The organism is Herbaspirillum aquaticum (genome assembly GCF_002213425.1).
In the GTDB taxonomy this organism is placed as follows: Bacteria; Pseudomonadota; Gammaproteobacteria; order Burkholderiales; family Burkholderiaceae_D; genus Herbaspirillum; species Herbaspirillum aquaticum.
The window spans coordinates 61,898-87,569 of record NZ_NJGV01000017.1 but is presented as its reverse complement, the minus strand read 5'-3'; the positions used below and the strand labels follow the sequence as shown (position 1 = coordinate 87,569).

At 62.5% G+C, this 25,672-nt stretch carries 22 protein-coding genes and 1 tRNA gene; 13 read left to right on the top strand and 10 right to left on the bottom strand.

Annotation, left to right across the window (positions count from 1 at the left end; all coding sequences use genetic code 11):
• Nucleotides 1–27: 27 nt before the first annotated feature.
• The 5 genes from CEJ45_RS16450 to CEJ45_RS16430 form a co-directional block, all read right to left on the bottom strand.
• A complete protein-coding gene (locus CEJ45_RS16450) occupies nt 28–1,002 on the bottom strand; it encodes a Tim44 domain-containing protein (RefSeq protein WP_088756135.1) in 975 nt (324 codons plus the stop codon).
• A gap of 129 nt (nt 1,003–1,131) precedes the next feature.
• On the bottom strand, nt 1,132–1,866 hold the full coding sequence (gene ubiE, locus CEJ45_RS16445) for a bifunctional demethylmenaquinone methyltransferase/2-methoxy-6-polyprenyl-1,4-benzoquinol methylase UbiE (protein WP_039786819.1): 735 nt from the start codon (nt 1,864–1,866) through the stop codon (nt 1,132–1,134).
• An 81-nt stretch (nt 1,867–1,947) separates the two neighbouring features.
• Entirely contained in the window at nt 1,948–2,370 is a 423-nt protein-coding gene (locus tag CEJ45_RS16440) for a gamma-butyrobetaine hydroxylase family protein (protein ID WP_088756134.1), read from the bottom strand.
• A 77-nt stretch (nt 2,371–2,447) separates the two neighbouring features.
• Nucleotides 2,448–2,900 carry an HIT family protein gene (locus CEJ45_RS16435; protein ID WP_088756133.1) on the bottom strand — a complete coding sequence of 151 codons (453 nt, stop codon included), beginning with the start codon at nt 2,898–2,900 and terminating at the stop codon, nt 2,448–2,450.
• Nucleotides 2,901–2,903: 3 nt separating this feature from the next.
• Nucleotides 2,904–6,905, bottom strand: a complete 4,002-nt coding sequence (locus CEJ45_RS16430) for a DUF3683 domain-containing protein (protein ID WP_088756132.1) — start codon at nt 6,903–6,905, stop codon at nt 2,904–2,906.
• A 385-nt stretch (nt 6,906–7,290) separates the two neighbouring features.
• Between CEJ45_RS16430 and CEJ45_RS24935 the strand changes: the two genes are divergently transcribed.
• The gene (locus tag CEJ45_RS24935; protein ID WP_167386309.1) at nt 7,291–7,428 is read left to right on the top strand and encodes a hypothetical protein; all 138 of its coding nucleotides are present in this window, start codon (nt 7,291–7,293) and stop codon (nt 7,426–7,428) included.
• A gap of 68 nt (nt 7,429–7,496) precedes the next feature.
• On the opposite strand, the gene CEJ45_RS16420 is transcribed toward CEJ45_RS24935, so the two are convergent.
• Nucleotides 7,497–7,988: a YqaA family protein gene (locus CEJ45_RS16420; RefSeq protein WP_088756130.1), complete on the bottom strand. Its 492-nt coding sequence runs from the start codon at nt 7,986–7,988 to the stop codon at nt 7,497–7,499.
• 335 nt (nt 7,989–8,323) lie between these two features.
• On the opposite strand from CEJ45_RS16420, the gene ilvA reads away from it, so the two are divergent.
• The 6 genes from ilvA to rapZ all read left to right on the top strand — a co-directional run bounded on the left by ilvA (nt 8,324) and on the right by rapZ (nt 14,482).
• Nucleotides 8,324–9,859, top strand: a complete 1,536-nt coding sequence (gene ilvA, locus CEJ45_RS16415) for a threonine ammonia-lyase, biosynthetic (protein WP_255475313.1) — start codon at nt 8,324–8,326, stop codon at nt 9,857–9,859.
• Nucleotides 9,860–9,943: 84 nt separating this feature from the next.
• Nucleotides 9,944–10,819 carry an NADPH-dependent 7-cyano-7-deazaguanine reductase QueF gene (gene queF / locus CEJ45_RS16410; protein WP_088756129.1) on the top strand — a complete coding sequence of 292 codons (876 nt, stop codon included), beginning with the start codon at nt 9,944–9,946 and terminating at the stop codon, nt 10,817–10,819.
• Nucleotides 10,820–11,104: 285 nt separating this feature from the next.
• Nucleotides 11,105–11,719: a hypothetical protein gene (locus CEJ45_RS16405; protein ID WP_088756128.1), complete on the top strand. Its 615-nt coding sequence runs from the start codon at nt 11,105–11,107 to the stop codon at nt 11,717–11,719.
• Nucleotides 11,720–12,017: 298 nt separating this feature from the next.
• Complete coding sequence (locus tag CEJ45_RS16400) at nt 12,018–12,491, top strand: PTS sugar transporter subunit IIA (RefSeq protein ID WP_088756127.1); 474 nt, start codon at nt 12,018–12,020, stop codon at nt 12,489–12,491.
• Between the two features lie 72 nt (nt 12,492–12,563).
• Nucleotides 12,564–13,502: an HPr(Ser) kinase/phosphatase gene (gene hprK / locus CEJ45_RS16395; protein ID WP_034330851.1), complete on the top strand. Its 939-nt coding sequence runs from the start codon at nt 12,564–12,566 to the stop codon at nt 13,500–13,502.
• Nucleotides 13,503–13,618: 116 nt separating this feature from the next.
• Entirely contained in the window at nt 13,619–14,482 is an 864-nt protein-coding gene (gene rapZ, locus CEJ45_RS16390) for an RNase adapter RapZ (RefSeq protein WP_088756153.1), read from the top strand.
• Between the two features lie 78 nt (nt 14,483–14,560).
• On the opposite strand, the gene mutY is transcribed toward rapZ, so the two are convergent.
• Nucleotides 14,561–15,703 carry an A/G-specific adenine glycosylase gene (gene mutY / locus CEJ45_RS16385; protein ID WP_088756126.1) on the bottom strand — a complete coding sequence of 381 codons (1,143 nt, stop codon included), beginning with the start codon at nt 15,701–15,703 and terminating at the stop codon, nt 14,561–14,563.
• Complete coding sequence (gene mutM / locus CEJ45_RS16380; protein ID WP_088756125.1) at nt 15,700–16,521, bottom strand: bifunctional DNA-formamidopyrimidine glycosylase/DNA-(apurinic or apyrimidinic site) lyase; 822 nt, start codon at nt 16,519–16,521, stop codon at nt 15,700–15,702. Before mutM ends, mutY begins: the two co-directional genes overlap by 4 nt.
• Nucleotides 16,522–16,741: 220 nt before the next feature.
• Here mutM and CEJ45_RS16375 point away from each other — a divergent pair, with 220 nt between their 5' ends.
• The 6 genes from CEJ45_RS16375 (at nt 16,742) to CEJ45_RS16350 (ending at nt 22,078) form a co-directional block, all read left to right on the top strand.
• Entirely contained in the window at nt 16,742–18,544 is a 1,803-nt protein-coding gene (locus tag CEJ45_RS16375; protein WP_088756124.1) for a tetratricopeptide repeat protein, read from the top strand.
• Entirely contained in the window at nt 18,541–19,164 is a 624-nt protein-coding gene (gene lolB / locus CEJ45_RS16370; protein ID WP_088756123.1) for a lipoprotein insertase outer membrane protein LolB, read from the top strand. The genes CEJ45_RS16375 and lolB overlap by 4 nt, the downstream gene beginning before the upstream one ends.
• Before the next feature lie 63 nt (nt 19,165–19,227).
• Nucleotides 19,228–20,097, top strand: coding sequence for a 4-(cytidine 5'-diphospho)-2-C-methyl-D-erythritol kinase (ispE, locus tag CEJ45_RS16365; RefSeq protein ID WP_088756122.1), 870 nt, complete (start codon nt 19,228–19,230; stop codon nt 20,095–20,097).
• Between the two features lie 79 nt (nt 20,098–20,176).
• Nucleotides 20,177–20,253: transfer RNA gene (locus CEJ45_RS16360), tRNA-Gln, on the top strand.
• A 131-nt stretch (nt 20,254–20,384) separates the two neighbouring features.
• The gene (locus CEJ45_RS16355; protein WP_008332043.1) at nt 20,385–21,335 is read left to right on the top strand and encodes a ribose-phosphate pyrophosphokinase; all 951 of its coding nucleotides are present in this window, start codon (nt 20,385–20,387) and stop codon (nt 21,333–21,335) included.
• Between the two features lie 137 nt (nt 21,336–21,472).
• Nucleotides 21,473–22,078, top strand: a complete 606-nt coding sequence (locus CEJ45_RS16350; protein ID WP_034335663.1) for a 50S ribosomal protein L25/general stress protein Ctc — start codon at nt 21,473–21,475, stop codon at nt 22,076–22,078.
• A gap of 93 nt (nt 22,079–22,171) precedes the next feature.
• On the opposite strand, the gene CEJ45_RS16345 is transcribed toward CEJ45_RS16350, so the two are convergent.
• On the bottom strand, nt 22,172–23,971 hold the full coding sequence (locus CEJ45_RS16345) for a M61 family metallopeptidase (protein WP_187697696.1): 1,800 nt from the start codon (nt 23,969–23,971) through the stop codon (nt 22,172–22,174).
• A gap of 224 nt (nt 23,972–24,195) precedes the next feature.
• On the bottom strand, nt 24,196–25,659 hold the full coding sequence (locus CEJ45_RS16340) for a glutamate synthase subunit beta (RefSeq protein ID WP_088756120.1): 1,464 nt from the start codon (nt 25,657–25,659) through the stop codon (nt 24,196–24,198).
• Between the last annotated feature and the right edge of the window lie 13 nt (nt 25,660–25,672).

Sequence of the window (25,672 nt, the reverse complement as noted above, 5' to 3'; positions counted from 1 at the left end):
CTTGATCCAGCGCGCCTTGCGCCTGCATCAGACCTGCTGGATACCCGCCAGCACCCAGCCGCCGCTGCCGTTGAGCGGCTTGGAGAGATTCCAGATCTCGGCGAAGGGTTCGGCCGAGGCATCCGGCGCTTCCTTGATGAGACCCTGGAAGCGCACCGTAGCCAGGTAATCGAAGGCCATGGTCTCGATGCCCAGCAGTTGCGCATCGAGCTGCACGACATCGGTGGCATTGGGCGCGGCACCCCGTTCGGTCAGTTGCATGCGCAGTTCGGCGAACATCTCGGGCGTGGTGAATTCACGGATGTCATTGACATCGGCGCGATCCCACGCCGCCTGCAGGCGGATGAAATAGGTCTTGGCATTGCGCACGAATCCGGCCGTATCAAAGCCTTCGGGGATACCCCATTGCTGGATCTGCGCCGGCTGGGCCGTGCCGCCGTAGCCATTGCCTTGCAGGGCGGCGGGCGGCGCATGCGGGACGGATGGCGGCGGATTGATGTCGCGCAGGCCCGAACCGATTTCCGGTGTGGCACCGGCCGCGCTGCCGATGGGGCTCACGCCCGGCATCGGTGTGGCATAGGCCGGATTGTTGTTCTGCGCTTCACGGCCACGGGCAAAGAGCCGGATCAGGAAGATCACCGCCGCGCACAGCAGCGCGATGGTCAGCAGCGAACCCAGCATGCCGCCCAGCGCGCCACCGATCCCGAAGTGCGACATCAGCGCACCGAGGCCGAAGCCCAGCAGCGCACCGCCCAGCACATTGCGCCAGGGGCTGGCGGGCTTGGGCATGGGGGCACTTTGCGGCGCGGCGGCTGGTGCAGCAGGACGGGAAGGCTGGCTGTAGGACGGCGAGGACGGCGCAGAGGGCGCTGCCTGGCGCGAATAGTTGGACGACTGTTTGCCGAAAGAACCACCGCCACCCAGGCGCTTGGCCTCGGCGGGCGACATGATGAGCGAGAGCGACGAGATCGCCAGCAGCAGTGCGAGGAATATTTTTTTCATGGGCTTGCCTCTTGTGGATGATGCCGAAGCTGCGGGCGGCCCGAGGGAAAAGCAAGTCCGCAGAATCGGAGTCATCATTGTCGCCGGGCAGAATTAAGCCAGCCTTAATGCTGGCTCGCCCAGCGTTAATTACATCTTAATGCCCGTATGCAGTGCAGCCACACCGGCGGTCAGGTTGAAATACTGCACGCGGTCCAGGCCGGCCTGTTCCATCATCTGCTTCAGGGTTTCCTGGTCGGGGTGCATGCGGATCGATTCGGCCAGGTAGCGATAGCTGTCGGCATCGTTGGCGACCTTCTTGCCCAGCCACGGCAGGACCGAGAAGGAATAGACGTCATAGGGCTTCTTCAGCGGTTCCCAGACCTTGGAGAATTCCAGCACCAGCAGCTTGCCGCCAGGTTTGAGCACGCGGCGCATCTCGGCCAGGGCGGCATCCTTGTGGGTCATGTTGCGCAGGCCGAAGGCCACCGAGACGCGGTCGAAATAATTGTCCGGGAAGGGCAGCTTCTCGGCATCGCACAGCATGGTCGGGGTGACGATGCCCTTGTTGAGCAGGCGATCGCGGCCCACGCGCAGCATGGATTCGTTGATGTCGGTGAGCCAGACCTCGCCGCTGGGACCGGCCTGCTTGGCGAAGACCTTGGAGAGGTCACCGGTGCCGCCGGCGATGTCGAGCACCTTGAAGCCCGGACGCACGCCGGCCTGGGCGATGGTGAAGGCTTTCCAGATGCGATGCAGGCCCGCCGACATGAAGTCGTTCATCACGTCGTACTTGGCAGCGACGGAGTGGAACACTTCCGCGACCTTGCGGACCTTTTCTTCTTCTTTGACGGTTTCGTAACCGAAATGGGTGGTGTTGGTCATGGCTGGGCCTGTAACGATGAAGACGACATTATAAGAGACGGGCCAGCGCAGAGCTTGCCCTGGATCAGGAGGCGCCGCGCCTCAGTGCGAATGGCCGCAGCCGTGGCCGCCTGCCACCTCGGGCTGGTGATCGCGCCCGCTTTCACGGGTGAAACCGGCCGCTTCCAGTTTCTGCAGATAGGCTTCCCACAGGGCGGCCTGGTCACGGCCGAGCTGGTAGAGGTAATCCCAGGTGAAGATGCCGCTGGCATGGCCGTCCGAGAACAGCGGTTTGACGCCATAGTTGCCGACCGGTTCGATGCCGTGGATTTCCACGTCGCGCTTGCCGGTCTGCAGCACTTCCTGGCCCGGTCCGTGGCCGCGCACTTCGGCCGAGGGGGAAAGGACGCGCATCAGTTCAAAGGGCAGGGAAAACATCACGCCGTCATCGAACTCGACCTCGACCACGCGCGAAAGCTTGCGCACCTTGAAGGACACCGGAACCGGGGAAGACGGGGCGCTCATGGGCTCTCCCTTGTTGAAATTGGTGAGAAGAAACATCGCACCCGGCTGCGTCACCGCAGGCCGGGCGCTTGCCAGCCTCAGGCCGCCAGGCCCGCCGCATCGAGATGCCGGCGCACAGCCTCGCGCAACTGCGGCAGCAGTGCGCGGCGTGCAGCCAGCGAGGCCTCATCGGCCGCACGGCGCGGCTCGGCCCAGACCGGGCTGGGGAAATGGCGATCGTCGGTGAAGCGCGGGATCACATGCCAATGCACGTGCGGGGTCATGTTGCCTAGCGTGGCCAGGTTGACCTTCTCGGGCTGCATCACCTCGCGCTGGGCGGCCTCGACCGCCCACACCGCATTGGCCAGCAGCGTACGCTGGGCCGGGGCGAGGTCGGTCATTTCCTTCACGTGCGCGTGGCAGATCACCCGGCAGAAGCCCGGATAATCGGCCTCATCGACCAGCACCACGCGAAACGCGGGATGCTGCCACAGCACCTCGCCACCATCGCCGGCGCACAGCTCGCAAGCGGGAACCACGGAGGCACTCATGGCTTACACCAGGATACGTTCGATGCCGCCATTGTTGGCGCGCTCGACGTATTCCGGCATCCAGTTTTCGCCCAGCAGGTGGCGCGCCATTTCCACGACGATATAGTCGGCAGTGGTGCCGGCATCCTCGTTGTAGCGCGACAGGCCCTGGAAGCAGGACGGGCAGGAGGTCAGGATCTTGACGTCGCCGGTGAAGCCATCGGCGCGGACCTTGTCGCTGCCCTTCTTCATTTCCTCTTCCTTGCGGAAGCGGACCTGGGTCGAGACATCCGGACGCGATACGCCGAAGGTGCCCGACTCGCCGCAGCAGCGATCGTTCTTCTCGATCTTCTGCGCGTCCACCGTGGTGATGAGCGAGTTGACGGTCTTCAGCGGATCCTGCTGCTTCATCGGGCTGTGGCAGGGGTCGTGGTACATGTAGCGGGTACCGGTCACGCCTTCCAGCTTGACGCCCTTCTCCAGCAGGTATTCGTGGATGTCGATGATGCGGCAGCCGGGGAAGATCTTCTCGAATTCATAGCCCTGCAGCTGATCGTAGCAGGTACCGCAGGACACCACGACGGTCTTGATGTCGAGGTAGTTCAGCGTATTGGCCATGCGATGGAACAGCACGCGGTTGTCGGTGATGATCTTCTCGCCCTTTTCGAAGTCGCCGGTCCCGCGTTGCGGATAACCGCAGCACAGGTAGCCCGGCGGCAGCACCGTTTGCACGCCGACATTCCACAGCATCGCTTGCGTGGCCAGGCCGACCTGCGAGAACAGGCGCTCCGAACCGCAGCCCGGGAAATAGAACACCGCTTCCGTATCGGCCGTGGTGGTCTTGGGATTGCGGATGATGGGGACGATCTTGTCATCCTCGATATCCAGCAGCGCACGTGCGGTCTTCTTGGGCAGGTTGCCCGGCATCTTCTTGTTGATGAAGTGGATGACCTGCTCCTTGACCGGCGGCTTGCCGACGGTGGCGGGCGGTTTCTGGGTCTGCTTCTTGGCAAACTTCTTCATCAAATCATTACCCAGGCGCTGCGCCTTGAAGCCCCACTGCGTCATCACCTTGCGGGTGGCGTTGATGGTGGCCGGGTCGGTGGCGTTCAAGAAGAACATGGCCGCGTTGGTGCCGGCATTGAAGGACTTCTTGCCCATCTTGCGCAGCAGGTTGCGCATGTTCATCGAGACATCGCCGAAGTCGATATCGACCGGGCAAGGCGTGACGCACTTGTGGCAGACCGTGCAGTGGTCGGCCACGTCCTCGAATTCTTCCCAATGCTTGATGGAGACGCCACGGCGGGTCTGCTCTTCATAGAGGAAGGCTTCCACCAGCAGCGAAGTCGCCAGGATCTTGTTGCGCGGCGAGTACAGCAGGTTGGCACGCGGCACGTGGGTCGAGCAGACCGGCTTGCACTTGCCGCAGCGCAGGCAGTCCTTGACGCTGCTGGCAATGGCACCGATGTCGCTCTGCTGCATGATCAGCGATTCGTGACCCATCAAACCGAACGACGGCGTATAGGCGTTGGAGAGGTCCGCTTCCATGCCGGGCAGGTTCAGCAGCTTGCCCTTGTTGAAGCGGCCTTCGGGGTCCACGCGCTTCTTGTATTCGCGGAATTCGCCGATCTCGTCTTCGGTCAGGAATTCCAGCTTGGTGATGCCGATGCCGTGCTCGCCCGAGATCACGCCATTGAGCGAACGGGCCAGCTTCATGATGCGCGCCACGGCGACGTGGGCATCCTGCAGCATTTCGTAGTGGTCGGAATTGACCGGGATGTTGGTGTGCACGTTGCCATCCCCCGCGTGCATGTGCAGCGCCACGAAGACACGGCCGCGCAGCACGCGCTTGTGGATGGCCTGGCATTCTTCCAGGATCAGCTTGAAGGCCGCGCCCGAGAAGATCTGGCGCAGTTGCGCACGCACTTCCTGCTTCCAGGAAATGCGCACGGTGCGATCCTGCACCACGTGGAAGACAGCCGCTTCGGGCTGGTCGATGAGGCGCTGCTCGAACACCGGTAGCATCTTTTCCAGGCCCAGTGCGGCCAGTTCCGCCTTGGCTTCACCCAGCGGCTTGTCCAGGTTGGCCAGCAGGTAGGACCAGCGTGCGTGGGTCTGTTCCAGCAGGCTTTCGGCCTGGTGGACGCGGTCTTCCAGCATTTCGGCGGCGGGGATGTCGTCACCCTCGGCGTCGTCGCTCTTGCCCAGCGGCAGGTTTCCCTTGACGAAGAAGCTATCGAGTTCGGCCAACAGCTGCAGCTTGTTCTTGATCGACAATTCGATGTTGATCCGCTCGATGCCGTCGGTGTATTCGCCCATGCGATTGAGCGGGATCACCACGTCTTCGTTGATCTTGAAGGCGTTGGTGTGCTTGGCGATGGCGGCAGTGCGCGAACGGTCCAGCCAGAATTTCTTGCGCGCTTCCGGGCTCACGGCCACGAAGCCTTCGCCCACGCGGTTGTTGGCCATGCGGATCACTTCCGAGGCCGCTGCCGCCACGGCGTTTTCGTCGTCACCGACGATGTCGCCGATCAGCACCATCTTGGGCAGCACGCCGCGCTTGGACTTGGTGGCATAGCCGACCGCGCGCAGGTAGCGCTCGTCCAGGTGTTCCAGGCCGGCCAGGATGGCGCCGCCCTTTTTGGTTTCGGCGTCCAGGTAATCCTTGATCTCGACGATCGAGGGAATCGCATCGCGCGCCTGGCCGAAGAACTCCAGGCAGACCGTGCGGGTCTGCTTGGGCATCTTGTGCAGGATCCAGCGCGCCGAGGTGATCAGGCCATCGCAACCTTCCTTCTGCACGCCGGGCAGGCCCGAGAGGAATTTGTCGGTGACGTCCTTGCCCAGGCCTTCCTTGCGGAATTTCTTGCCGGAGATTTCCAGGATCTCGGTCTTGAAGACTTCGGTCTTCTGGCCCTTTTCACCGGGATGCGACCACTCCAGCTTGAAGCGCGCCACTTCCACATCGTGGATCTTGCCCAGGTTGTGGTCCAGGCGGGTCACTTCCAGCCAGTCGCCTTGCGGATCGACCATGCGCCAGCTGGCCAGATTGTCCAGGGCGGTGCCCCACAGCACGGCCTTCTTGCCGCCGGCGTTCATGGCGACGTTGCCGCCGATGCAGGAGGCTTCGGCCGAAGTCGGGTCCACGGCGAAGACGAAACCGGCCTTTTCAGCCGCATCCGAGACACGCTTGGTGACCACGCCGGCACCCGAATAGATGGTGGCGTAGGGCTTGTCCAGGCCGGGCAGGATTTCCATCTCGACCGCGCCCAGCTGTTCCAGCTTTTCGGTATTGATGACGGCCGACATCGGCGTCAAGGGAATGGCGCCGCCGGTGTAGCCGGTGCCGCCGCCGCGCGGGATGATGGTCAGGCCCAGTTCGATACAGGCCTTGACCAGGCCGGCCATCTCGTCTTCGCTGTCCGGGGTCAGCACCACGAAGGGGTACTCGACGCGCCAGTCAGTGGCGTCGGTCACGTGGGAGACGCGCGAGAGGCCGTCGAACTTGATGTTGTCCTTGGCCGTGTAACGGCCCAGCACCTTGGTGGCACGCTTGCGCAGGTCATAGGTCTGGCGGAATTCTTCAGCGAAATCGCCGATGGCCTTGCGGGCGGCCTTCAGCAGGGCTTCCACGCTGGCGCTGCGGCGCTGGGCCTCGGCGTCGCCGGATTCGGCCAGGTCGGTGGCCAGGCGGCGCTTGTCCACTTCGCCCAGGCGATGGTTCAGCGCCTCGATCAGGGCGGCGCGACGCTTGGGGTTGTCCAGCAGGTCGTCCTGCAGGTAGGGATTGCGGCGGACCACCCAGATATCGCCCAATACTTCATACAGCATGCGCGCCGAACGGCCGGTCTGGCGCTTGCCGCGCAGCTCGTCCAGCAGGGACCAGGAAGCTTCGCCCAACAACCGGATCACGATCTCGCGATCGGAGAAGGAAGTGTAGTTGTAAGGGATTTCGCGCAAGCGCGGTGTCGCGGCGCCATGCGGCGCGTCTGTAAGCAAAGCCTGGATCTGTGCGGGGGCGTTCATCGATGTATGAGGTAAATCTGCTGCCGGAGGTGCATTTTAGCCTATTGGCAAAACTCGCGATGGCCGGACCCGGGTTTTGGGCGCGCTTGCATGAGCTTTGGAAGACCTTGTGCGGCGGATCGGCGACGTTTGCGCTGCAGGCCAGCTCAATAGGCAGCAGCAATTGGATTTATAAATACAATCAATTTTCATTAAATGATTATTGAAATCTATAATCCGCTTCAACTACCCAGCCATCAGGGAAATGCCCTGACCCGTTCCCCCGAGGAGACCCCATGTTGCAAACCCTGATGACCGAATTCCTGGAAAACCTGGCCATTACCCTGGCCGAATATGCCCAATGCAAGGCCTGACCGGGCCGCGACGACGCCACAAGGAGATCACCATGCACACCGCCATCCTCAACGAAGACACCGGCCTGGCCATGAAGCTCAAGACCCGCCACTTCGCCGTGCTGGGCGTGACGGCCACTTTTCTGGCCATCCGCCTGCTGGAGAACCTCGTGCCGACCCTGGCAGGATAATTCCAACTTTCCCCCAGAAATGCCAACGGCGCCCTTGCGGCGCCGTTTTCCTTCATATCCCTGAAAATTTACGCCAGCCAGTTGCCCAGCTTGTGCCAGAAGCCATCCGGCACGTTCAGCAGCAGCCAGGTCATGAGCACATAGCGGATGAACTTGCCGATGGCCATATAGAACACCGATGGCCAGAACGGCAGCCGCAGCCAGCCGGCCAGGGTGCAGATGGGGTCGCCGATGCCGGGCAGCCAGGCCAGCAGCATGGTTTTGGCACCGAAGCGCTCCAGCCAGTGGAACCAGCGCGAGGAGCGCTCCTTGGCAAACGCCTGCTTGGCCCCATAGCCCATCCAATAGTCGACGATGCCGCCCAAGGTGTTGCCGAAGGTGGCCACCAGGATCACCGGCCAGAACATCTCGGGACTGGCCTTGATGACGGCAAAGACCGCCGGTTCCGAACCCAGCGGCAGCAGGGTGGCCGAAATGAAGCTGATCAGGAACACCGAGGTCAGGCCGACGGTAGGAATGGCAAGGATATTGAGCAGCCAGAGGACGGCGGATTCGATCATGCAGGAGGCAGGTAGGTGAAGGGCTGGCCGCAGCCAGGGGGGAAACTTGCCACCCGTCAAGCCGGTCTGGTGGCGCAGCGTGCATTCTAGCTGGTGCCGCCGGGCTTGGATTCAAGACGCGAAGAAAGATTCATCTGCGGCACTGGGCATTGCGCGCTTGCCGTGGCCTTGCCCGGCTCCCTTATAATGTCCAGTTCCCCTGGTCCGGACCGGTGACCTGCCAGCCCGGTCCAGGCGGAAATCCCGAGCGGCTTACCCAGCCTTGATTCCTTTTACCCTGATTGCGATATGACCGCGCCTGAACCCGCTGCTGCTCGCCTGACTTCACTTCATTGATGACCAACATGAGTAACGATTATCTGAAAAAGATCCTGACCGCCCGCGTCTACGACGTCGCCCAAGAAACCCCGCTGGAACTGGCGAATACGCTGTCGCAAAGGATTGATAATCGAATTTACTTCAAGCGTGAAGACATGCAGAGCGTGTTCAGCTTCAAGCTGCGCGGCGCCTACAACAAGATGGCCCACCTGACGCCGGCGCAACTGAAGCGCGGCGTCATCTGCGCCTCCGCCGGCAACCACGCCCAGGGCGTGGCGCTCTCCGCAGCACGCCTGGGCTGCCGCGCCGTGATCGTCATGCCCACCACCACCCCGCAGGTAAAGATCGATGCCGTCAAGGCGCGCGGCGGCGAAGTGGTGCTCTTCGGCGACTCCTTCACCGATGCCTACGAACACGCCTTGACGCTGGAAAAGAAGCAGAAGCTGACCTTCGTCCACCCCTTCGACGATCCCTACGTGATCGCCGGCCAGGGCACGGTGGGCATGGAAATCCTGCGCCAGCATCCGGACCCGATCCACGCCATCTTCGTGGCCATCGGCGGTGGCGGGCTGATCGCGGGCGTGGCCTCCTACGTCAAGGCAGTGCGCCCGGACATCAAGATCATCGGCGTACAGACCACCGACTCCGACGCCATGGCGCGCAGCCTCAAAGCCGGCCGCCGCGTGGCCCTGCCGGACGTGGGCCTGTTCTCGGACGGCACGGCGGTCAAGCTGGTAGGTGAAGAAACCTTCCGCATCGCCAAAGAACTGGTGGACGAAGTCATCATCGTCGACACCGATGCCGTCTGCACCGCCATCAAGGACATCTTCCAGGACACCCGCAGCATCGTCGAACCCGCCGGTGCGCTGGCCGTGGCCGGTGCCAAGGCTTACGTGGAGCGTGCCCGCGCCAGCAAGAAGCCGATCAAGGGCGAGTCCCTGATCACCATCGCCTGCGGCGCCAACATGAACTTCGACCGCCTGCGCTTCGTGGCCGAAATGGCCGACAACGGCGAGGCGCGTGAAGCGGTCTTCGCCGTCACCATTCCGGAAGAACGCGGCAGCTTCCGCCGCTTCTGCGAAACCGTCGGCCCGCGCAACGTCACCGAATTCAACTACCGCATCAGCGATGCCAAGGCGGCGCATGTGTTCGTCGGTATCCAGGTGTCGGCGGCGGATGAAGCGGGCAAGATCGCGCGCAATTTCGAGAAGGCAGGCTTTGGCGTGCTGGACCTGACCCATGATGAACTGGCCAAGGTCCACATCCGTCACCTGGTGGGCGGCAAGAGTGAACTGGCGGGCGATGAGTTGCTCTATCGCTTCGAATTCCCGGAGCGTCCGGGCGCGCTGATGAAGTTCCTCTCCAGCATGAACCCCGGCTGGAACATCAGCCTGTTCCACTACCGCAACCAGGGCGGCGATGTCGGCCGCATCCTGATCGGCCTGCAAGTGCCGAAGAAGGAAATGAAGGAATTCCGCGCCTTCCTGGCCCAGCTGGGCTATCGCCACTGGGACGAAACCAGGAACCCGCTGTACAAGCTCTTCCTCGGCTGATCAACGCCGACGCCGCGCGCCATCTCACCGGCGCGCGGCGGCAACAACACAGAACGTCACCCGCAGCACCGCAGGAGTATTCACATGGACCACACCACCCCGTCCGCATCCACCATCGGCCACACCCCGGAAAGCTCGCCCCTGGGCAAGAGCTCGGAATATCCGACCCATTACGATCCCAGCCTGCTGTTCCCGATTGCGCGCGCGCCCAAGCGCGCCGAATTGCAGATCAGCGGCACCCTGCCCTTCTTCGGCGCCGACTTCTGGACCGCCTATGAGATCTCCTGGCTGAACCTGCGCGGCAAACCCCAGATCGCCATTGCCACCTTCATGGTGCCGGCCGATTCGCCCAACATCATCGAGTCGAAGTCCTTCAAGCTGTACCTGAACTCCTTCAACCAGGAACGCCTGGAAAGCGCCGACGAGCTGATCACGAAGATGCGCGCTGATCTTTCGGCCGCCGCTGGCGCCAACGTGCAGGTGACGCTGACCGAATCGTCGCAGTTCGGCCAGTTGCAGTTCGGCGAACTTTCGGGCCTGCTGCTGGACCGCCTCGATGTGGAAATCGAACCGGCCGCTACGGGCGCCCATCCCGATGGCAGCCTGCTGCGCGCCAATACGGAGGAAGCCACGGTGGAAGAGACGCTGGTGTCACACCTGCTCAAGTCCAACTGCCCGGTGACCAGCCAGCCCGATTGGGGCAGCGTGCAGATCCAGTACGTGGGCGCGCCCATCGACCAGGAGCGGCTGCTGAAGTACATCATCGGCTTCCGTGAACACAATGAATTCCACGAGCAATGCGTGGAACGCATCTTCACCGACATCCTGCGCCACTGCAAACCACAGAAGCTGGCGGTCTATGCCCGCTACACCCGGCGCGGCGGGCTGGACATCAACCCCTGGCGCAGCAATTTCTCCAGCGCCAAGCCGCCTTCGCAATTGCGCAACGCGCGCCAGTAAGACCTCCCTCCGCCGCAGCGCCCTGCCGCGGCCTGTCAACAAATTGTTACCAGGTCTTGCAAGCGGTCAGCTTGTCGCCCCGGGTGGGTAGTGATCGCGATTGTGATTTGGTAACATCTTGTTTTTGAGCAATACCCTCATCACGGGATTTTTTTACCTTCGTCCCGGTCCATCCCTTGCAGATGAGCTTGCGGGCGTCTCGCCTTTCTGGCCTCCGGCCGCTTCAACCCCTGTTCTCACCGCTTCCCCGTTGTCGCGTTTTTTGCATTTCCGTTCATCACCACCATGAAAACCACCTCCCAGCCCCGGCGCCAGGCCGACTCCTTCACTTTTGCCCCAATGCTGCGCAATGCGGCACTGGCGGCAGCCGCCACCCTGGCCATCGCGCCGGCCGCCCATGCCGAGGACAACCAGTACAGCCTTTGGCAGCAGACCCGCGACCACGCGGCCAACATCTGGAACCAGGGCGATGGTGCTCTCTATTTGTCAGGGGTGGCGCATCATGGCCGCAGTACCTATACCCGCGAAAAGCTCAACGAGCTCAACGAACACGCCTGGGGCCTGGGCTATGGCAAGACCTTGCGCAATGAACAGGGCAATGATGAATCCCTGTACGGCTTCGTCATCAAGGATTCGCACCGCCATCCGCAGTACATGGCCGGCTACGCTTATGAATGGGTGTTCCCGATCGCCCATACCGGGCTGGAACTGGGCCTGGGCGGTACCGCCATGCTCATGAGCCGCCAGGATTACTTCCACAGCGTGCCCTTCCCGGTGCCGCTGCCGCTGGCCTCGATCGGCACGCAGAAGGCCAAGATCATGTTCGCCTACGTGCCGCGCCTGTCGGCCAACAAGAACAATGGCGACGTGCTGCTGATCTTCGGCCGCATCGAGATGTAAGACGCCAGCGGCGTGGCGGCTCGCCTGCGCGCCGGCTCATCCATCATCGCGCGCCACGTGGTCCGATGACCGATGAGCCAGGCCGCCGATCTGCACATCGTCGCCAACCATCACCGTATCCTGCCCCTTCAGGCAAGATGTTGCCAAAGATCATCTGCTTGAAGGCAACAACTCGCGACAATTCGGGGTTTTCTGCCCGAAATCCCCTCCTGTTCAGCGCTTTCAAAGCATTCCGGCATCGGCAAAGAAGCCTATAATCCTGCTCAAAGCTTCAGTCCGTAGCAATTCCTTGAGCGTCATGACTAATCTCGCAAAAATCCTGTCTCCAGAAAACGTGGTTCTGGATCTGGAAGTGTCCAGCAAAAAAAGAGCTTTCGAACAAGCCGGCCTGACCTTCGAAAACAACAGCGGCATCGCGCGCTCCACCGTTTCCGAAAACCTGTTCGCACGAGAGCGCCTGGGTTCGACCGGACTGGGGCATGGCGTGGCCGTGCCGCACGGCCGCATCAAGGGCCTGAAGGCGCCGCTGGCGCTGTTCATGCGCCTGGCCGCACCGATTCCTTTCGAGTCGCCTGACGGCCAGCCGGTCAAGCTGCTGGTGTTCCTGCTCATTCCCGACAATGTGACGCAGCAGCACCTGGAAATCCTCTCGGAAATCGCCGAGATGTTTTCCGATGATGCCTTCCGCAATGAACTGACCGTCGAGCCCGACCCTGCCGTGGTGCATGCGCGCATCGTGACCTGGCAGACCTCGATGGAAAAAACCGGCTGAGGCCGGCACAACCAGGCTGCACCAAGCCGGCGGCAAGGCCGCACCTAATCCTGTGAGCAGATCCGGATCTCCATGCCCAATTATTCCGCGTTGTCGATTCAGCAGCTGTACGAAGAAAACCGTGAATCCCTGCAACTGGGCTGGTTCGCCGGCTTCCCGGGTGGCGAACGCCTGATCTCTGGCGATGCCGTCTCGGCCTCCGACCAGGTCGGCCACCTCAACCTGATCCACCCCGGCCGCCTGCAGGTCTTCGGCCACCAGGAAATCGAGTACTACAACCGCCTCTCCAACACCTCGCGCGCCTACCAGACCGCTGAACTGGTGGCCGGTGAGCCGCCTGCCTTCATCATCGCGCAGGGCCTGTCGACCCCGCCCGATATCCTGGCGGTGTGCGATGAAAAGAACATCCCGCTGTTTTCCACGCCGCTGCCGGCCGCGCAGGTGATCGACTACCTGCGCGTGTACCTGTCCAAGAAGCTGGCCCAGCAGATCACCATGCATGGCGTGTTCATGGACGTGCTGGGCGTGGGCGTGTTGATCACCGGTGAATCCGGCCTGGGCAAGAGCGAACTGGGGCTGGAACTGATCTCGCGCAGCCACGGCCTGGTGGCCGATGATGCGGTGGAGTTCGCGCGCATCGCGCCCAACATGATCGAGGGCCGCTGCCCGCCGCTCCTGGCCAACCTGCTGGAAGTGCGCGGCCTGGGCCTGTTGGACATCAAGGCCATCTTTGGCGAGACCGCGGTACGCCGCAAGATGCGCCTGAAGCTCATCGTCCACCTGGTCCGCCGCAGTACGCTGGAAGAAAACTACGAACGCCTGCCGCTGGATGCGCAATACGAAGAAGTGCTGGGCCTGCCGATCCGCAAGGTGGTCATTCCCGTTGCGGCAGGCCGCAACATCGCGGTGCTGCTGGAAGCGGCCGTACGCAACACCATCCTGCAACTGCGCGGCATCGATACCCTCAAGGAATTCATCGAACGCCAGCGGCGCGCCATGAACGGCGAATAAGCCGGATAAGCTGGATAAGCCGGGCGCGGCTTTCCCGCTCAACGGGAAAACTTTCGGTGGCAGATTGGCCTACCCGTGCCGCCACGCAGGCGCGGGCGATGCGTTATGATTCCGCCATGCGAATCGTTCTGATCACCGGCATTTCCGGCTCCGGCAAATCGGTAGCACTTCACGTGCTGGAAGACGCCGGCTATTTCTGCGTCGACAATCTCCCGCCCTCCCTGCTGTGCGACCTGGTGCAGACCCGCATCAAGGAAGGCGCCAGCATGCTGGCCGTGGCCACCGATGCGCGCAGTGCCGATTCACTGGCCACGCTGCGCACCGACATCGAGCAGTTGCGCGATGACGGGCACGACGTCAAGGTGTTCTTCCTGACCGCCTCCGACGAGACCCTCATCACCCGCTTCTCCGAGACGCGCCGCAGTCATCCGCTGTCGCACCGCCTGCTGCCGGGCCGCAATCCGAATGACCGCCTGACCCTGACCGAGTGCATCGCGCTGGAAAAGGAAATGCTGGGCGACCTGCAGGACATCGCGCTGGTCATGGATACCTCGCAACTCAGTTCCAACAAGCTGCGGCGCTGGATCAAGGACCTGGTGGACCTGCAGCGCTCGCCGCTGACCCTGCTCATCGAATCCTTCGGCTTCAAGCACGGGCTGCCGCTGGATGCCGACCTGGTGTTCGATGTCCGCATGCTGCCCAATCCGCATTACGACGCCGAGCTGCGTCCGCTGACCGGGCGCGATGCGCCGGTGATCGAGTTCCTGGTGGCGTATCCGGAAGTAACCGACATGTACAACGACATCCGCGGCTTCGTCGAAAAGTGGCTGCCCTCCTTCAAGAACGACAACCGCAGCTATCTCACCGTGGCCATCGGCTGCACCGGTGGGCAGCACCGTTCGGTCTATCTGGCGGAACAACTGGCCAGTCATTTCCGTGCCACTGAACAGGTGGTGTGCAGGCATCGCCAGCTGAACTGACCGGTGCGCGCTCCGAAAGTGTCAGGAGCGCGGGCTTGAAGTGTCAGGTGCAACAACCTGAAGTGTCAGGTGAACTGTTCAGGCGGTGGCCAGCAGATCGTCCGCCCGCAACACCCCCAACAGCAATTTCTTGACCGGTGCCGGCAACGGCGCATCGGCCAGCTTGCGCGCCGGATACCACACCAGCCCGCGCTCGGCGATGTGATGGGTACGGCTCTTGAGGGCCACCTGGAAAGGCGCCACATGCAGCTTGAAGTGCGTAAACACGTGCGAGAACGGCTGCAGCTTGAGGCAACCCTCCAGTTCGCCATAGGGTGCCACCAGGGTGCGCACGGCGCTGTCGAAGTGTTCGGCATTACCCACGCCGATTTCCGGCAGCGACAGCAGGCCGCCCCAGATGCCGCTGTCGGGGCGCTGCTCCAGCAGCACATCCTCGCCCTGGGTGATGACCAGCATCACCGTTTCCTTTTCCGGCACGGCCTTCTTCGGTTTGCTCACCGGCAGTTCAGCCACGCGATCCTCGGCCAGCGCCACGCAGCGTCCGGCCAGGGGGCAGCGCGTGCAGGCGGGCTTGCCGCGCACGCACAGCGTTGCGCCCAGGTCCATCAGGCCCTGGGTGTAGGACTCGATATCCTGTTCCGGCAGCAAGGCCACGGCGCGCAGCCAGAGCTGGTCTTCGACAGGCTTGGCGCCGGGATAGCCATCCACCCCGAACACCCGCGCAAACACGCGCTTGACGTTGCCATCCAGGATGGCCGCGCGGCGCCCATAGGAAAAGGCGGCGATGGCCGCCGCCGTCGAACGCCCGATGCCGGGCAGATCGGCCAGCAGCGCCGGATCGTCCGGGAAGCGGCCACCATATTCGGCCACCACCCGCTGCGCGCACTTGTGCAGGTTGCGCGCGCGGGTGTAGTAGCCCAGGCCGCTCCAGAGCGCCATCACATCTTCCGATGGCGCGGCGGCCAGTGCGAAGACGTCCGGGCAGCGATCAAGGAAGCGCTGGTAATACGGAATCACGGCCGCCACCTGGGTCTGCTGCAGCATGATCTCGGAGAGCCACACGCGATAGGCATCGCGCGTGTTCTGCCAGGGCAGCTTGTGGCGGCCGTGCTGCTTCTGCCAGGCGATGACCTGCGCCGAAAAGGAGGGATCTTCATACTGCGTGCCCGCATCCTCACCGGGTGCCGCCTTCTTGCGGCGCGATTCGACGATGCCCTTCATTTCTGGCAGCTCACGCAGTAAAAGGTGGAGCGCTGGCCCTGCTTGATCTGGCGGATCGGTGCCGCGCAGATGCGGCAAGGCTCGCCGGTGCGGTTGTAGACGAAATAATTCTGCTGGAAGTAACCCGATTGCCCGTTGACCGCAATGAAGTCGCGCAGCGTGCTGCCGCCCTGCTCGATGGCCGCCGCCAGCGTCTCGCGGATGGCTTCGGCCAGGCGCTCATAGCGCGCCAGGCTGATCTTGCCGGCCGGGGTCTTGGGATTGATGCGGGCCTTGAACAGGCTTTCCGATGCATAGATGTTGCCCACCCCGACCACGATGTCGCCCGCCAGCAGCACCTGCTTGATGGGGGCGCTGCGGCCGCGCGTCTGGTTGAACAGCTCGCGGGCGCTGAATTTGTCTTCCAATGGTTCGGCGCCCAGGCTGCGCAGCAGCAGGTGTTCTTCGATGTGACCGTCGGCCAGGTCATGCCACAGGATGGCACCGAAGCGGCGCGGATCGGTCATGCGCATGACCTGCCCGCCGACTTCGAGGTCGAAGTGGTCGTGCTTTTGCGGCGCGATGCCCGGCGGCAGGATGCGCAAGTGGCCGGACATGCCCAGGTGCACGATGAGCGTGCCATGGTCGAAATGGATCAGCAGGTACTTGCCGCGCCGCCCGGTACTGCGGATCACGCGGCCGGCCAGCAGGGCATGCAATCCCTCCGGAAAAGGCCAGCGCAGGCCGGTGTGACGCAGCACGACACCGCTGACGGTGCGCCCTTCCAAATGGGGCGCGACCCCGCGACGGGTGACTTCAACTTCTGGTAATTCAGGCATGGGCTGGCGTTCGGGGAGATCGGGGCTAGCCGGGGCTAGCGGGAAGCTGCATATGATAATGCACTTGCCGAAATCAAGACCTGAAGCCGCGTGTGCAACCTCGGGACAGAAGCTTGTCAAAGATGGATTACACTGCGCTATCTGCACTATCAGCGCGGTCAGCAACGCCACGGTTGTTGCGCGTAAAATCGACACTCTCTCGAATCGTCAGGATGACATCTTGAAAAAAACCATCGCCCTCCTCACCAGTTCCCTGCTGCTGACTGCCTGCGCGAGCTTCCAGCAGCCCGGCGACAAGGAGAACACCCAGGCGGCCACTGACCAGAAGACGGCTTCCTCGAAGCCTGCCAATCGCAAGAAGGCGCCCAAGGCCAAGGTCCAGCAGCAGGAAGACGCGCTGCCGGCCATGGAGTTGAGCGAGGACATCCTTTACAAAGTGCTGACAGCCGAGATCGCCTTCCAGCGCGGCCAATGGCAATCGGCCTACGTGACCATGCTGGCCGCGGCGCAGCAGACGCGTGATCCGCGCCTGGCCAAGCGGGCCGCCGAGATGGCCGTGGCGGCGCGCCAGGCCGGCGAAGCGCTGGTGGCGGTACGGCTGTGGACCGAACTAGCGCCGCACTCGGATGAAGCCCTGCAGAATTACCTGGGCCTGATCATGCTCTCCGACAGCGTGGACGAGATCGAACCGCTGCTCACCCAGCGCCTGGCCGATGCCGCACCGCAGGCGCGCGGACCGATGCTGCTGCAAATCCAGCGCCTGCTGGCGCGGGCCAAGGACAAGCAGGCCAGCTATACCATCCTGCAAAACATCAGCAAGCCCTACGGCAACCTGATGGAAACCCACCTGGCCCTGGCCCAGGGTGCCTTCGGCATGGGCGACGGCGCCACCGCGCAGCGTGAAGCCGCTGCCGCCATGAAGATCAAGCCCGATTCGGAACTGGCCGTGCTCACCGCTGCCCAGGTCGCCTCCAACAACAAGGATGCGACCAAGCTGGTGACCGACTTCCTGCGCAAGTATCCGGATGCGCGCGAGGTGCGCGTGGCCTACGCCCGCAGCCTGGTCGAGCAGAAAGACTTCAAGCTGGCGCGCACCCAGTTCGAGACCCTGCTGAAGGAAGACGGCGAAGACGCCACCACCCTCTTCGCCTTGGGCGTGCTCTCGGCCCAGACCGACCAGCTGAAGGATGCCGAATACTATCTGCAGCGCTACCTGCAGGTGATCTCGGCCCAGCCCGAGGAAGACCGCGATCCCAGCCAGGCCCTGCTGCTGCTCTCGCGCATCGCCGAAGAGCGCCGCGACCTGGATTCGGCCCTGCGCTACCTGGACCAGGCTGAACCCGGCACCGACGGCTACCTGAACATCCAGGTGCGCCGCGCCCAATTGCTGGCCCGCAAGAATGACGTCGAAGGCGCGCGCAAGGCGCTGGAAGATGCCCAGGCCGAATCGACCAACGATGGCGAACAGCTGCAACTGCTGCTGGCCGAATCGGGCCTGCTGCGCGATGCCAACCGCAACCAGGAAGCGGCCGACGTGCTCAAGGGCGGCCTGCAGCGCTTCCCCAACAATACCGACCTGCTCTACGACTATTCCATGGTCCTGGAGAAGCTGGGCAAGTTCGACGAGATGGAAAAATCGCTGCGCCGCGTGATGCAGCTGGCGCCGGGCAACCAGCACGCCTACAACGCGCTGGGCTATTCGCTGGCCGATCGCAACATCCGCCTGCCGGAAGCGCTGGAACTGATCCAGAAGGCAGCCGACCTGGCGCCGGAAGATCCCTTCATCGCCGACAGCCTGGGCTGGGTGCTGTTCCGCCTGGGCCGTGCCGAACAGGCCGAAACCCAGATGCGCCGCGCCTATGGCCTGCGCCCGGATGTGGAGATCGGCGTGCACCTGGGCGAAGTCCTGTGGACAAATGGCAAGCAGGACGAAGCCCGCAAGGTCTGGCGCGAAGTCAGCCTCAAGGAACCCAACAATGAAGTCCTGAAAAGCACGCTGTCGCGTCTCAATGTGAAGTTATGAGCAAAACACGCGCTTTTCCGGGGGCCGCCGCCCTCTGCCTGGCCGCCCTGCTCGGCGGTTGCGCCACGGTGTCGCAGGATGCGGTGGCACCGGACACCACCGCCCCGGCTTACCAGTCCAGCATCGAGATCGATGGCCGCATCTCGGTGCAGTATGAGCAGGATGACCGCCCGCAATCCTTGCACGGCAGCTTCTTCTGGAAGCAGACTGCGCAAGAGTTGAACCTGGACATGTTCTCGCCCTTGGGGCAGACGGTGGCGACCATCAACGTCAAGCCCGGTATCGCCACGCTGGTGCAGTCAGGCCGCGCGCCGCAGGTGGCAGCCGACGTGGACGCCCTGGCCGCGCAATCGCTGGGCTGGCCGCTGCCGGTCTCGGGCATGCGCCAGTGGCTGCAGGGCAGCGGCATCGATGCCAGCGGCAAGCCCTTCGTGGCCAAGACTGGCGAGAACGATGCCAGCTTCACCACCCGCGATGGCTGGCGCGTGACCTATGCCAACTGGGAGAACGATGCCGCCAGCGGCCAGGCGCGCCCCAAGCGCATCGACCTTACCCGCAGCACGACGCAGGCCGGCAAGGTGGCGATCCGCATCGCCATCGATGGCTGGAAGAAGCCTTGATGCCAGCCCCGAGGGCTAGACCTGCACCTCGTTTGAACCACCACTGAACAATCCGTACTGCGCATGACCACCACCCTCACCGCCTGCCCGGCACCGGCCAAGCTGAACCTGTTCCTGCACGTGACCGGCCGCCGTCCGGATGGCTATCACCTGCTGCAATCGGCGTTCCAGCTCATCGACCGCTGCGACACGCTCGACTTTGCCCTGCGCGAGGATGGACAGATCCGCCGCACCAACGAGGTCCCCGGCGTGCCCGCGGAATCGGACCTGGTGATCCGCGCCGCGCACCTGCTGCGCCAGGCCAGCGGCCAGATGCAGCTGGGTGCCGACATCACGGTGCACAAGGTACTGCCCATGGGCGGCGGAGTCGGTGGCGGCTCGTCGGACGCGGCAACGACATTATTGGTCTTGAATCATTTATGGAAATGCGGCTACAATCGCGCCTCGCTGATGGAGATGGGCCTGAAGCTGGGTGCGGATGTTCCCTTCTTCCTGTTCGGCCGCAATGCATTCGCCGAAGGTGTGGGTGAAGAATTGTCGGTACTGCAGACCGCCGAGTGCTGGTATGTAGTGATCGAGCCGGGCGTATCTGTTCCAACTTCAATAATTTTTTCATCAAAGTTGTTGACAAGGGATACGCAACCCGTCAGAATAACGGACTTTCCTGATGCGACGAAACAAGTTGCTTCCAGCTTCGGGAAAAACGATCTGGAAATGGTGGCAACCGCACATTTCCCCGAAGTGGCAGCAGCAGTCGAGTGGCTGGGCAAATTCGGGAGTGCGAGGATGACCGGATCTGGCGCCTGTGTGTTTTGTGCATTCGAACACGAACATCAGGCAGACGAAGTGCTCAAGCAATTGCCTTCGCGCTGGATCGGCTGGAAAGCCAAAGCGATGCAGGAACATCCTCTCGCCCATTTAGTGCAGTCGTAAGAGAGAGTTAGAGAATTGGTTTGACGAAGACGCAGCGCCTGAAGATGAGCGCGCCGACACGGCAAACAGCAAGTTGCGTAGGGGAATCGCCAAGCTGGTTAAGGCACCGGATTTTGATTCCGGCATTCCAAGGTTCGAATCCTTGTTCCCCTGCCATTTAATTCGGACAGGCCTTGTTTGATCAGGCCCGGGTCCAGTCAGAAAAATAAGCCGTCAATGTGAGACCGAACAAGTCAAGCATTGTCGGCTTTTCGACTTTTTAACGATTGCATTCCAGGGATACCCACATGGCACTTGAGAACCTGATGGTTTTTACGGGCAACGCCAACCCCGAACTGGCGCGCGGCGTCGCTGAGAAACTCGGTATCCCGCTGGGCAAGGCCAACGTTTCCAAGTTCTCCGACGGCGAAGTCATGGTCGAGATCAATGAAAACGTTCGCGGCAAGGACGTCTTCGTGCTGCAGTCCACCTGCGCACCGACCAATGACAACCTGATGGAAATCATGATCATGGTCGATGCCTTGAAGCGCGCATCGGCCGGTCGCATCACCGCCGCCATCCCCTACTTCGGCTATGCCCGCCAGGACCGCCGCCCGCGTTCGGCGCGCGTGGCCATCTCGGCCAAGGTCGTGGCCAACATGCTGCAGGAAGCCGGCGTCGAACGCGTCCTGATCATGGATCTGCACGCAGACCAGATCCAGGGTTTCTTCGATATTCCGGTGGACAACATCTACGCCTCGCCTATCCTGCTGGGTGACCTGGTCAACAAGAACTACGACGACCTGCTGGTCGTGTCGCCCGACGTCGGCGGCGTGGTGCGCGCCCGTGCGCTGGCCAAGCGCCTGAACTGCGACCTGGCCATCATCGACAAGCGCCGTCCGAAGGCCAACGTCTCCGAAGTGATGAACATCATCGGTGAAGTCGAAGGCCGCAACTGCGTCATCATGGATGACATGGTCGATACCGCCGGCACCCTGACCAAGGCAGCTGAAGTGTTGAAGGAACGTGGCGCCAAGAAGGTCGTGGCTTACTGTACGCACCCGGTGCTGTCGGGTCCGGCCATCGATCGCATCGCCAATTCGCCGCTGGATGAACTGGTCGTTACCGACACCATCCCGCTGTCGCCTGCTGCACGCGGCTGCCCGAAGGTACGTCAGCTGACCTGCGCCGACCTGCTGGCCGAGACCTTCAAGCGCATCACCAAGGGTGACTCGGTGATGTCGCTGTTTGCTGAATAAGATTTTGCATTCGCCTCGCTGCGTTTTTTCGTAGCGAGGTTTTTTCGTATTCCCTGGTCGCGGGGAATATTTATCTCACGGGGCAACCGTCCATGGAATGATTCCACGACGAGCCCCGCCAACATTGGAGTTATCACATGAAAGTCATCGCCTTTCCGCGTAATGAACAGGGCACCGGAGCGAGCCGCCGCCTGCGTCGCGCGGGTCAAACCCCGGGTATCGTCTACGGTGGCACCGCTGCACCGCTGAACATCGCTGTTGACCACAACGCGCTGTACCACGCCCTGAAGAAGGAAACCTTCCACTCGTCCATCCTGGACCTGGAAATCGACGGCAAGGTCGAGCAAGTGCTGCTGCGTGACTTCCAAGTCCACGCGTTCAAGCAACTGGTCCTGCACGTTGACTTCCAACGCGTGGATGCTTCCCAGAAGCTGCACACCAAGGTGCCCCTGCACTTCGTGAACGCTGAAGTCTCGCCGGCCGTCAAGCTGCACGGCGGCATCATCAGCCACGTGGCTGCTGAACTGGACGTGACCTGCCTGCCGAAGAACCTGCCTGAGTTCATCGAAGTCGACCTGGCCAAGCTGGACGTCGGTCAATCGATCCACCTGGCTGACCTGAAGCTGCCCAACGGCGTGACCGCCGTGACCCAGGAAAACCTGACCATCGCCACCGCCACCGTGCCGGCTGGTCAAGTGGCCGCTGAAGGTGAAGCTGCTGGCGGCGCTGAAGAAGCCAAGTAATTCGCTTTTTCCGCTGCAAGAAAAAACCCGCCAATTTGCGTTGGCGGGTTTTTTTTCGTCTGGCGGGATGGCGACGGGCATCGTCGCATCCAATCAGCGGCCCTTCAGGGTCAGCCATGCCTGGCGCTGGCGCAGCACCGCCACCGGCTTGGCCAGCGCCTTGAGCGTGACCTGCGGTGCGGTATCGGACTTGAGCCTGAGGCTGAATTCCATCAGCTCATCACGGCGGAAGGCGTGGATGCGCACGGTGTCGTTGATGCGATAGCGTGCCAGCAGGCCGTCGGGGCCCGAAGCCGGTACGCGCAGGCCATCGATGGCCACCAGTTTGTCGCCCGCCGACAGCCCCGCCAGCATCGCCGGGCCACCCTCATACACCGCGGCCAGCTTGGCATCGCCACCTTCCTTGCCGATGCGCGCGCCGAGCCAGGGCTTGGCATCGGCCGGGACGTTGGCTTCATAGGCCACGCCAAAGGCCGGCAGCAGATCCTCCAGCGGCACGTCCTCGGTGCCGCGGATGTGGCGGTCATGGAAACGCTTGAGGTCAGCGCCGCTCAACTCTTCCATGATGGCCAGGATCTCGTCTTCCGGTACGCCCTGCTGCTTGCCGTCGTAGAAGTCGCGGCCATAGCGTACCCACAGTCCGCGCATCACATCATCGAGCGAGCGGCGGCCACGGGTCTGGATGCGGATGGTCAGGTCCAGTCCCAGCGCTACCAGCGAGCCCTTGGTGTAGTAGCTGACGATGGCATTGCTGGCGTTTTCATCCTGGCGGTAATACTTGACCCAGGCATCGAAGCTGGACTCGGCCACGCTCTGCTTCTTGCGGCCGCTGCCGCGCAGCACGCCGGTGACGGTCTTGCCGGCCAGCTTGAGGTAGTTGTCGAGATCGATGACGCCGGTACGGACCAGGAACAGATCGTCGTAATAGCTGGTGAAGCCTTCGAACAGCCACAGCAGCGAGGTGTAATTTTCCTGGCGCAGATCATAGGGCGCGAACACCGTGGGCTTGATGCGCTTGACGTTCCAGGTGTGGAAATACTCATGGCTGCACAGGCCCAGGTAAGTGCGGTAGCCATCGGTCTGCTCCGCCTTGCCCTTGACGGGCAGGTCGGCACGCGAGCAGATCAGCGCAGTCGATGCACGGTGTTCCAGACCGCCGTAGCCATCGCCCACGGCCAGCGTCATGAAGACGTAGCGATCCATGGGCGCACGCTTGCTGCGCGGCTCGAAGAAGGCAATCTGCGCTTCGCAGATCTTCTTCAAGTCATCGCACAGGCGCGCCAGGTCGAGATTGGGCACCCGACCAGTGATCACCACGTCATGTGGCACGCCATGCGCCTGGAACGTGGCCAGGGCGAAGTCACCGATCTCTACCGGATGATCGATCAGCGCATCGTAGTTCGGTGCAACGTAAGTCCCGAAACCATAGCGCTTGGCCTTGAGTTCCGGCATGGCGGTTGCCACGCGCCAGCGCTTGAAGTCCTCCCCTTCCGGACGGACGATATCCACCACCTGCTCACCGTCCTCGAAACCATGCGCGGCCAGGAAGACACTGGTGCCATTGAAGAAGCCATGCGTGCGGTCCAGGTGGGCCGTGCGCACCGACAGGTCCCAGGCATACACCTGATAGTGCAGCGTGAGCGCGCCCTTGCAGGGCGCGGCTTGCCAGGTGTGCTTGTCCAGCTTCTTCACCGCCACCTTGCGGCCGTTGGACTCGCCGCGCAGCTGCACGATGTTTTTGCCGAATTCGCGAATCATGTAGCTGCCCGGAATCCAGGCCGGCAGCGAGAAGACCTGGCCGCCAGCGGCCGGGCTGTCCACGGTAAGGCTGACGTCGTAGAGGTGAGAGGCAGGATCGAGGGAGGTGATGCGGTAGCGGATCGGGGTTGCCATTGCGATGTGCGTAGGGATGGTGCCGGCGTGCGGCGATGGGCCATTTTACACGCGCGGCCACGCGGCATGGGGTGCCGCAATGCAAGCAGGCACGGCGCAAAAAAAAACCGGACCGGCTTGCGCCGATCCGGGTCCAGGGTCAAACGAAAACTGCGTGATACGTCTTAAATCATATAAATCTTATAAATCATTTACCGCGAAATACCAATTAGCCGATTAGCCGATCAGCGTGGCAGCAGCGAGGACCCCATCAGGAATTCATCCACCGCACGTGCGCACTGGCGGCCTTCGCGAATGGCCCACACCACCAGCGACTGGCCACGGCGCATGTCGCCGGCAGCAAAGACCTTGTCGACGGAAGTCTTGTAGCAGCCTTCGCCATCGGTAGTGGCCTTGGCATTGCCGCGCGTATCCTTCTCGACGCCGAAGGCGTCCAGCACCTGCTGCACCGGCGAGACGAAGCCCATGGCCAGCAACACCAGGTCGGCCTTGATCTCGAATTCCGAATCGGGCACTTCGACCATCTTGCCGTCCTTGAACTCGACACGTGCGGCGATCAGCTTCTCGACCTTGCCGCCCTTGCCTTCCAGGCGCTTGGTGGTCACTGCGAAGTCGCGCGCGCAACCTTCCTCATGCGAGGACGAGGTGCGCAGCTTGATCGGCCAGTAAGGCCAGACCAGCGGCTTGTTTTCGGACTCCGGCGGTTGCGGCATCAGTTCGAACTGGGTCACCGAGGCAGCACCATGACGGTTGGAGGTACCGACGCAATCGGAGCCGGTGTCGCCACCGCCGATGACGACCACGTTCTTGCCGGTGGCCATGATCTGGCTCTTGAGCTTGTCGCCGGCATTGACCTTGTTCTGCAGCGGCAGGAAATCCATGGCGAAATGCACGCCCTTGAGTTCGCGGCCCGGCACCGGCAGGTCACGCGGGGACTCTGCACCACCGGCGATGACCACCGCATCGAATTCCTTCTTCAGCTCTTCGGGGGTGACGCTTTCCTTGGACCAGTTGTTGACGGTCTCGGGGAACTCCTTGCCGACGAACACACCGGTACGGAAAGTGACGCCTTCGGCCTTCATCTGTTCCACGCGCAGGTCGATGTGCGACTTTTCCATCTTGAAGTCGGGGATGCCATAACGCAGCAGGCCACCAACACGGTCATTCTTCTCGAACACGGTCACGTCGTGACCGGCGCGCGCCAGCTGCTGGGCAGCGGCCAGGCCGGCAGGACCGGAGCCGACCACGGCGACCTTCTTGCCGGTCTTGATGGCGGCCGGTTGCGGCACGACCCAGCCGTTTTCCCAGCCCTTGTCGATGATGAAGTGCTCGATCGACTTGATGCCCACGGCGTCATTGTTGATGCCCAGGGTGCAGGCGGCTTCGCAGGGTGCCGGGCAGATGCGGCCGGTGAACTCGGGGAAGTTGTTGGTCTGGTGCAGGGTGTCCAGGGCTTCCTTGTAGTTGCCGCGATAGACCAGGTCATTCCAGTCGGGAATGATGTTGTTGACCGGGCAGCCGTTGTTGCAGAAGGGGATGCCGCAGTCCATGCAACGCGCGCCCTGGATCTTGGCGTCGGCGTCGCTGAGGTGCAGGACGAATTCCTTGTAATGCTTGGTACGCGCGGCAGGTGCCTCGCTGGCCTCTTTCAGGCGCTGGTACTCCATGAAACCGGTTGCTTTTCCCATTTTCCTCTCACAT

What these genes read in the sequence shown, in the direction of transcription:
- CEJ45_RS16420 (WP_088756130.1), bottom strand. Translation starts at nt 7,988, where the DNA reads ATGATCGAATCCGCCGTCCTCTGGCTGCTCAATATCCTTGCCATTCCT.
- lolB (WP_088756123.1), top strand. Translation starts at nt 18,541, where the DNA reads ATGAGCAAAACACGCGCTTTTCCGGGGGCCGCCGCCCTCTGCCTGGCC.
- CEJ45_RS16405 (WP_088756128.1), top strand. Translation starts at nt 11,105, where the DNA reads ATGAAAACCACCTCCCAGCCCCGGCGCCAGGCCGACTCCTTCACTTTT.
- CEJ45_RS16340 (WP_088756120.1), bottom strand. Translation starts at nt 25,659, where the DNA reads ATGGGAAAAGCAACCGGTTTCATGGAGTACCAGCGCCTGAAAGAGGCC.
- CEJ45_RS16355 (WP_008332043.1), top strand. Translation starts at nt 20,385, where the DNA reads ATGGCACTTGAGAACCTGATGGTTTTTACGGGCAACGCCAACCCCGAA.
- ispE (WP_088756122.1), top strand. Translation starts at nt 19,228, where the DNA reads ATGACCACCACCCTCACCGCCTGCCCGGCACCGGCCAAGCTGAACCTG.
- ubiE (WP_039786819.1), bottom strand. Translation starts at nt 1,866, where the DNA reads ATGACCAACACCACCCATTTCGGTTACGAAACCGTCAAAGAAGAAGAA.
- CEJ45_RS16345 (WP_187697696.1), bottom strand. Translation starts at nt 23,971, where the DNA reads ATGGCAACCCCGATCCGCTACCGCATCACCTCCCTCGATCCTGCCTCT.
- hprK (WP_034330851.1), top strand. Translation starts at nt 12,564, where the DNA reads ATGCCCAATTATTCCGCGTTGTCGATTCAGCAGCTGTACGAAGAAAAC.
- CEJ45_RS16440 (WP_088756134.1), bottom strand. Translation starts at nt 2,370, where the DNA reads ATGAGCGCCCCGTCTTCCCCGGTTCCGGTGTCCTTCAAGGTGCGCAAG.
- CEJ45_RS24935 (WP_167386309.1), top strand. Translation starts at nt 7,291, where the DNA reads ATGCACACCGCCATCCTCAACGAAGACACCGGCCTGGCCATGAAGCTC.
- queF (WP_088756129.1), top strand. Translation starts at nt 9,944, where the DNA reads ATGGACCACACCACCCCGTCCGCATCCACCATCGGCCACACCCCGGAA.
- CEJ45_RS16430 (WP_088756132.1), bottom strand. Translation starts at nt 6,905, where the DNA reads ATGAACGCCCCCGCACAGATCCAGGCTTTGCTTACAGACGCGCCGCAT.
- mutY (WP_088756126.1), bottom strand. Translation starts at nt 15,703, where the DNA reads ATGAAGGGCATCGTCGAATCGCGCCGCAAGAAGGCGGCACCCGGTGAG.
- ilvA (WP_255475313.1), top strand. Translation starts at nt 8,324, where the DNA reads ATGACCAACATGAGTAACGATTATCTGAAAAAGATCCTGACCGCCCGC.
- CEJ45_RS16435 (WP_088756133.1), bottom strand. Translation starts at nt 2,900, where the DNA reads ATGAGTGCCTCCGTGGTTCCCGCTTGCGAGCTGTGCGCCGGCGATGGT.
- CEJ45_RS16450 (WP_088756135.1), bottom strand. Translation starts at nt 1,002, where the DNA reads ATGAAAAAAATATTCCTCGCACTGCTGCTGGCGATCTCGTCGCTCTCG.
- mutM (WP_088756125.1), bottom strand. Translation starts at nt 16,521, where the DNA reads ATGCCTGAATTACCAGAAGTTGAAGTCACCCGTCGCGGGGTCGCGCCC.
- CEJ45_RS16400 (WP_088756127.1), top strand. Translation starts at nt 12,018, where the DNA reads ATGACTAATCTCGCAAAAATCCTGTCTCCAGAAAACGTGGTTCTGGAT.
- CEJ45_RS16350 (WP_034335663.1), top strand. Translation starts at nt 21,473, where the DNA reads ATGAAAGTCATCGCCTTTCCGCGTAATGAACAGGGCACCGGAGCGAGC.
- rapZ (WP_088756153.1), top strand. Translation starts at nt 13,619, where the DNA reads ATGCGAATCGTTCTGATCACCGGCATTTCCGGCTCCGGCAAATCGGTA.